The organism is Arthrobacter sp. GW822-FHT05G07 (assembly GCF_058799755.1).
On record NZ_JBXALT010000010.1, the window covers coordinates 212,942 to 219,044 of the forward strand.

The following is a 6,103-nucleotide window of genomic DNA, read 5'->3' on the forward strand; positions in this document are numbered from 1 at the left end:
AGCCCGGCCAGCAAACTAGGGTGCCTTCACAATGGGCATTTGCGCGGTCTCGTCCACCAGCTCTGCCCTGAGCAATCCGCCACCGCGGACCCACAGCTTGTAGGCCACGAACAGCAGCACCAGCCAGGTTCCGCCAACGTACAAGGCAACACGCGTGTCCTCGAAGACGCCCAGGATCACGATCACCATGGCCATGAACGCCATGGTGAGAATGGACGCAACAGGCCACAGAGGCGAACCGAATTCCGACGCCGGCAGGCCCTTGCGTTTGATCTCCCGCTTCATGGCGACGTGCGAAGCGAGGATCATCACCCAAACCCACACGGTGGCGAAGGTAGCGATCGAGGCAATGAGCACGAACACGTCCTCCGGAATGACAGCGTTCAATACGACGCCCACCAGCAGGATCCCGCCCATCATCACCACGGTCATCCACGGAACACCATGCCGGGAGATCTTGCTGAAGCTCTTGGGCGCGTGTCCCTGCTGGGCCAGTCCGAACAGGATGCGGCCAGCACCGAAGATGTCGCTGTTGATCGCCGAGAGCGCGGCGGTAATGACCACGGCGTTGAGGATATGCGGGGCGGCCGGGATGCCCAAACCATCGAAGATCTGCACGAACGGACTGCCGCTGCTGCCGATTTCATTCCACGGGAAGATGCTCATCAGCACGCCCAAAGTCAGTACGTAGAACAACAAAACGCGGACGGGCACAGTATTAACTGCTTGCGGGATGACCTTCTTGGGGTTCGTGGCCTCGCCCGCCGTGATACCGATCGTCTCGATCCCGCCAAAGGCAAACATCACGACGGCGAACGCGGCCAGGAGCCCCTCGAAACCATTGGGGAACAAACCGCCGTGATTCACGAGGTTCCCGAGTCCCGGTGCCACGCCACCGCCGTCGCCCGTTTGGAAGCCGAACACGACGATCGCTGCACCGCCGACGATCATGGCGATAATCGCCACCACCTTGATCAGCGAGAACCAGAACTCGAGCTCGCCGAACACCTTCACGCTGAGCAGGTTCATGGCGCCCAGAAACAGGATGATCGCGAGCACCCAGATCCATCTGTCCACCTGTGGGAACCAAAAGCCCATATAGATACTGAAGGCTGTGACATCGGCGATGGCCACGATCGCCATCTCGAACACATAAGTCCAACCGGTCACAAAGCCCGCGAACGGTCCCAGATACTTGGACGCGTACTGGCCGAAGGAGCCCGCCACGGGGTGTCGGACAGCCATTTCGCCCAGTGCTCGCATCACCATGAACACGGCCGCGCCGCCGATGATGTAGGCCAGCAGGACGGCGGGGCCGGCTTTCTGGATGGCGGAGGCGGAGCCGTAGAAAAGGCCGGTGCCGATCGCAGATCCGAGCGCCATGAAGCGAATGTGACGGACGTTGAGGCCTCGGCTGAGCGCCGTACCCGCGGCCTGGAGGACAGAGCTCTCCACAGCCAGCTTGGTTTGTTGCATAGTAAAACCTTCTCGTCTTTGGGAGGGGATCGCTATCCAGCAGATCACTTTTGGGCGCCTTGTGATGGGACTCACGGGGCTTTGGTGTCTTTGATCGCAGACAGTCCAGTGGCGTCGATTTTCACCGTGGTAAAAGTCATAGTCTCCGGTCGGATATGATGACCGCGGACAGCTCGTCACCGGTCAGGCATCCCTCGCATCCGCGTCGCCCCCATTGAACTCCGCGCTGCCATCGCATCCGTTACTTGGGGGACTCTTGAACTCTGCATTCCGCACTGCCCGGCGCCGTGTTACTGCTGCCCTTGTTGCCGTTGTAGCTGGGGCTTCTTTGCTCCTCGCTGCTCCCGCTCAGGCCTACGAAATTCCAGCTTTTGAAGTTCCGCACGCCGCTCAGGCTCCTGTCCCGTTCGTGGAGCGGGCGACTGATACTGCCGGCGTCGTTGAGCTGTGGAAGGCGGGTGGCCCTGCAACCCGTGCCGCCGCTGCTGCGGCTCTTGTGGGCGGGCCGGAGGCGCTGCTGACATTTCTCGACGGCGGACAGGACGTTACGCTGGCCGCGGACCGCAAGCAGCTGGTCACCGAGCTGACGACGCGGGGAAGCGAGAACGTCAGGGAGAGCGCGGTCCGGGTACTGGCCACGAATGACCCCGCTGTGATTGATAGCTTCCTGTCGAGCGGTTGGGCCAAGTCCTGGGAACTTGATTTGCGGATCGCTACGAGCTGGTTCCTCAACTACGAGGGTCCCGTCCGCATGGCTGCTTCCAAGAGCTTGGATCAAGGCGCTGAGGCTATCGAGGGATTCGTTCTCGAGGGCTGGCGTAAGACTGCTCAGGGCCAGGACCGGGAGGCTGTCACACACCTGACAAATTCGCCCATCGCCGGTGTCACTCTCGGAGCCCAAGCGGCTCTGGACACCTATGATCCGGAGGTCCTCGCTACTTTCCTTCGTTACGGCCAGTTTGTTGCTGCCGATCGCGATTCAGAGACGGCAACAGTGACCGGGCTGCTCCAACAAATCAAGTCAGACATCGCAGCCAATCCCAACGGCACCGTTGCGGTCGCTGATCGCGCGAAGGCCGCCGTGGAGAAGGCCAAAAACACAGCATCAGCTGCGAGGGAAGCAGACACGGCCCGATTGATGGCCGACTGGAAATTCCAGACCACACAGGCCGTTCCGCGTGCCATCATCGACGGTGCAAGCATGACCGCTAAGAAGCCGTTTCAAGAAGCTTTTGGAAAAGCAGCCAAAGAGCTTCCCGGGCTTCTCGCAACCCTGACGGCGCCCGGTGCCGACCTCGACGCGCTGATCAATGATGCCCGCCAGGCCACCTTGGATCTCGCATTGGTGGGTACGCCTGAGGTTCGGAAAGCCGCGGAGGCTGCGCTGCTGGGTGGCGATGCTGCAATCAAGGACTTCGTCGCCGTCGGCCACGATGCTGCCTTTGAGCTGGACGAGGCCGCACTGGTTGCCGACCGCCAGCGTGCTTTCCAATACCAGGCCACGGGTGGCAAGTACGTACAGAAGGCTGCCACCGAGGCCGTGAAGTCTGCCAGCCACGCAGACGTCCGTTACTTCCTGGAGTACGGATTTGCTGGTCCGCAGGACCTCGACAACCGCATCCTCGCTTACCAGAAACTGGACGCCGCAGATCTGGAACTGCGGGTAGCCGCCGATGTTGCCTTGGACGGCAGCCGGGCAGATGCGCACGCATTCGCTACGGTTGGTCAGTTTGCAGCCCTTGATCGGGACATGGCCACAAGGGCCCACGTTGCCTCGATCGACGCCATGATCGCCGAGCTTGCCGGCCTGGCAGATACAGCAGCTGTCGACGCCGGCAAGGCCTCCGACGCTGCCAAAGCCGCCGAAGCCGCACGTCAGGCCGAAGCCGCACGTCAGGCCGAAGCTGCCGCAGAAGCCGCCCGCCAGGCTGAAGCTGCACGCCAAACTGCCGCGGCCAATGCTGGTGGACAGGCCGGGCAGGCTGCAGCCGGCCAGGTTGACGTCTCCCAGCACTCGGGAACCGGAGTAGCCCCGATCGTGGTTCCTTGGCCGCGTGACTACGCTCCCGCCGTCGAGCTTGCCGAAACCGGTACGCCGGCCGAAGCCGTAGAAACCCCCGCAGCCACAGCGTCGGCCGCGCCCAGTATTTCAGTGCCGCCGGCCGCGTCAGCTGCCAAGGATGGCGCCTCGGTTGATTCACAGTCGCAAGAGGCCGCCAGTCCGCTGGCTGCCTCATCCAACGGGATGAGCGGCTGGACCATCGGGCTGATCGTGGCTCTGGTCCTGGCCGCGGCGGGAGCCATTACGTTCCTGCTCAGGCGTAAGGGTGTAGCCCCAACCAAGGGTTAGGGGTCGCAAGCGGGTCCGGTATCCGAGACAGGATCAGCGGTTTCGCATTGTCGGATGCCCTGACAAGGGTGCACGCTTGAGTACGGGATACCGGACAGCTATGCCCGGTATCCCGTCAGCAGCCCAAGCAGCGAGGAACCATGACAACGACGCCCACCGCACCAGGCAAAGCCACGTCCAAAGTCCCGGCCGCCGAAAATACGCTGCGCATCTTGAAACTGTTGGCTTCGCGCCGCGGTCCCATGGCGGCGTCGAACATTGCAACGGCGCTCGGCCTGCCGCGATCCAGCGTGTACCACTTGCTCGGCGTGATGGAGGCGAATGGCTTCGTCCTGCACCTGCACGAGGAGCAGCGCTACGGACTGGGCATCAGCGCGTTCGAGCTCAGCTCGGCCTACTCGCGGCAGGAACCCTTGTCCCGGCTGGGGCGTCCCATGCTCGCTTCCCTGGTGGACGTGATTGGTGAGAGCGCGCACTTGGCGGTGCTTCACGGCCGTGACGTGCTCTACATTGTGGAGGAACGAGCAAAGAACCGCCCGAGTCTGGTGACCGACGTCGGGGTCCGCCTTCCCAGCCACCTCACGGCGTCGGGCCGCGCGATCCTGGCTGCCCTGCCCAAGTCGCAGGTTCGCGCGTTGTATCCAAACGCCGCCGCCTTCACGTCCCGGCACGAGGTGGAGTTCCCCATCATGAAGTACTCCGCGTTATCGTCCCATCTGGACCAGGTGCGGCAACGTGGCTACGCCACCGAGAACGGCGAAATCACGCCGGGATTCGGATCCATCGCCGCCGCTGTGACAGACCACGTGGGATGGCCGACGGCGGCAGTCGCCGTCACGTTCTTGGAGGACAAAGTGCCGGCTGAGCAATGGCCGGTGCTGGCAGCCCGCATCCGGAAAGCCGCTGACGAATTATCGGTGCGAATCCACGGGCGGCCCGGGCAGTAGCGCGCAAACTTCTGTCAGCCCCGTCTCGGCGCGTCGCGCTCGACGAGTTTACGGAAGGTTTCCAGCTCACCTCGGAAGCTGCCCCGGTAGGATCCCAGGGCGAAAAGCCGGCCAAAAATCCCGGCGATGAATCCCCGGGTGACGAACTCCTGGTGGATGCGCGTGCCCTCGCCCTCGGCAGTAAACCTGACGTCCGACTCGCCCTTCAGAATCGCATTGCCGAACCGTGTGCGGATGTGCCGGGGTCTCTCAACTTCAAGGATCTCGGTGGGGCTTGCCATGCGTCCAAACCACAGGGTGTAGCGGCTGCCGGGAACATCGATCGAACCAACGAGGTCGCTCACGCGGGTGACTCCGCCGATCCACTCGGGGTACCGGTCAAGGTCCGTCCAGGTCGCGAAAACGTGCTCGGGTGATGCTGCGACAAGGGTGGAAATGCGGAACGTTGCCATGGGTCCAGCATGCGCTCATTGTCGCGTAAATGCGAGGGGTTGAGCATGTCTGTAATCCCGGACAGCACCACTCCAAAAGCCGTTCCTGCCGCTCGCTAAAGGGGCTTTAGTAGAAGCAGAAGATCTTTCCACCACACAGTTCCCACAGACGAAGGAGTCACCATGGCACCCGCCGATTTCACTTCTGGTGCCCGTCCGGTTAAGGCCGCGCGGGGCACTGAGCTTACTGCCAAGTCGTGGCAGACCGAGGCGCCGTTGCGCATGTTGATGAATAACTTGGATCCGGAGGTTGCTGAGCGTCCTGATGATCTGGTGGTTTACGGCGGAACCGGCCGCGCAGCGCGTTCCTGGGCTGCGTTTGATGCGATTACCCGGACGTTGGAGACCATGGAGAAGGACGAAACCCTCCTGGTGCAGTCGGGTAAGCCGGTGGGTGTGTTCCGCACGAATGAGTGGGCTCCCCGGGTGTTGTTGGCGAACTCGAACCTGGTGGGGGATTGGGCGACGTGGCCTGAGTTCCGCCGGCTCGAGGCCGAGGGTTTGATGATGTACGGGCAGATGACGGCCGGGTCCTGGATCTATATCGGTACCCAGGGCATTCTGCAGGGCACGTATGAGACCTTTGCTGCGGTGGGGAACAAGCTGGCCGCTGAGGGACGCCACCCGGCACCCGCTCCGGCGGGTTCCACGGAGGGCCCGTTGGCCGGGACCTTGACGTTGACCGGTGGTTGTGGTGGCATGGGCGGCGCGCAGCCGTTGGCCGTGACGTTGAACGACGGTGCGTGCTTGATTGTTGATGTTGATGAGTCCCGTTTGCGTCGGCGTGTGGGGAAGCGGTACTTGGACGAGGTCGAAACCGATCTGGATGCCGCGATCGC

5 protein-coding genes are annotated in these 6,103 nt (G+C 62.7%); 3 read left to right on the top strand and 2 right to left on the bottom strand.

Features of this window, described 5'->3' with window-relative positions:
* Window positions 1-15: 15 nt before the first annotated feature.
* Entirely contained in the window at window positions 16-1,476 is a 1,461-nt protein-coding gene (locus AC1RJY_RS18145; RefSeq protein ID WP_498602903.1) for an amino acid permease, read from the bottom strand.
* Window positions 1,477-1,732: 256 nt separating this feature from the next.
* On the opposite strand from AC1RJY_RS18145, the gene AC1RJY_RS18150 reads away from it, so the two are divergent.
* Together AC1RJY_RS18150 and AC1RJY_RS18155 are read left to right on the top strand one after the other, a co-directional pair.
* Window positions 1,733-3,826, top strand: coding sequence for an ALF repeat-containing protein (locus AC1RJY_RS18150; protein ID WP_498602904.1), 2,094 nt, complete (start codon window positions 1,733-1,735; stop codon window positions 3,824-3,826).
* A 140-nt stretch (window positions 3,827-3,966) separates the two neighbouring features.
* Window positions 3,967-4,773 (top strand): IclR family transcriptional regulator, encoded by an 807-nt coding sequence (locus AC1RJY_RS18155; protein WP_011773157.1) that lies wholly within the window; start codon window positions 3,967-3,969, stop codon window positions 4,771-4,773.
* A 14-nt stretch (window positions 4,774-4,787) separates the two neighbouring features.
* Here AC1RJY_RS18155 and AC1RJY_RS18160 read toward each other — a convergent pair whose 3' ends face one another.
* Window positions 4,788-5,225, bottom strand: coding sequence for an SRPBCC family protein (locus AC1RJY_RS18160; RefSeq protein ID WP_011773158.1), 438 nt, complete (start codon window positions 5,223-5,225; stop codon window positions 4,788-4,790).
* 162 nt (window positions 5,226-5,387) lie between these two features.
* Between AC1RJY_RS18160 and AC1RJY_RS18165 the strand changes: the two genes are divergently transcribed.
* Window positions 5,388-6,103 (top strand): urocanate hydratase family protein (locus AC1RJY_RS18165; RefSeq protein ID WP_498602905.1); only part of this gene is annotated, 716 nt, incomplete at its 3' end.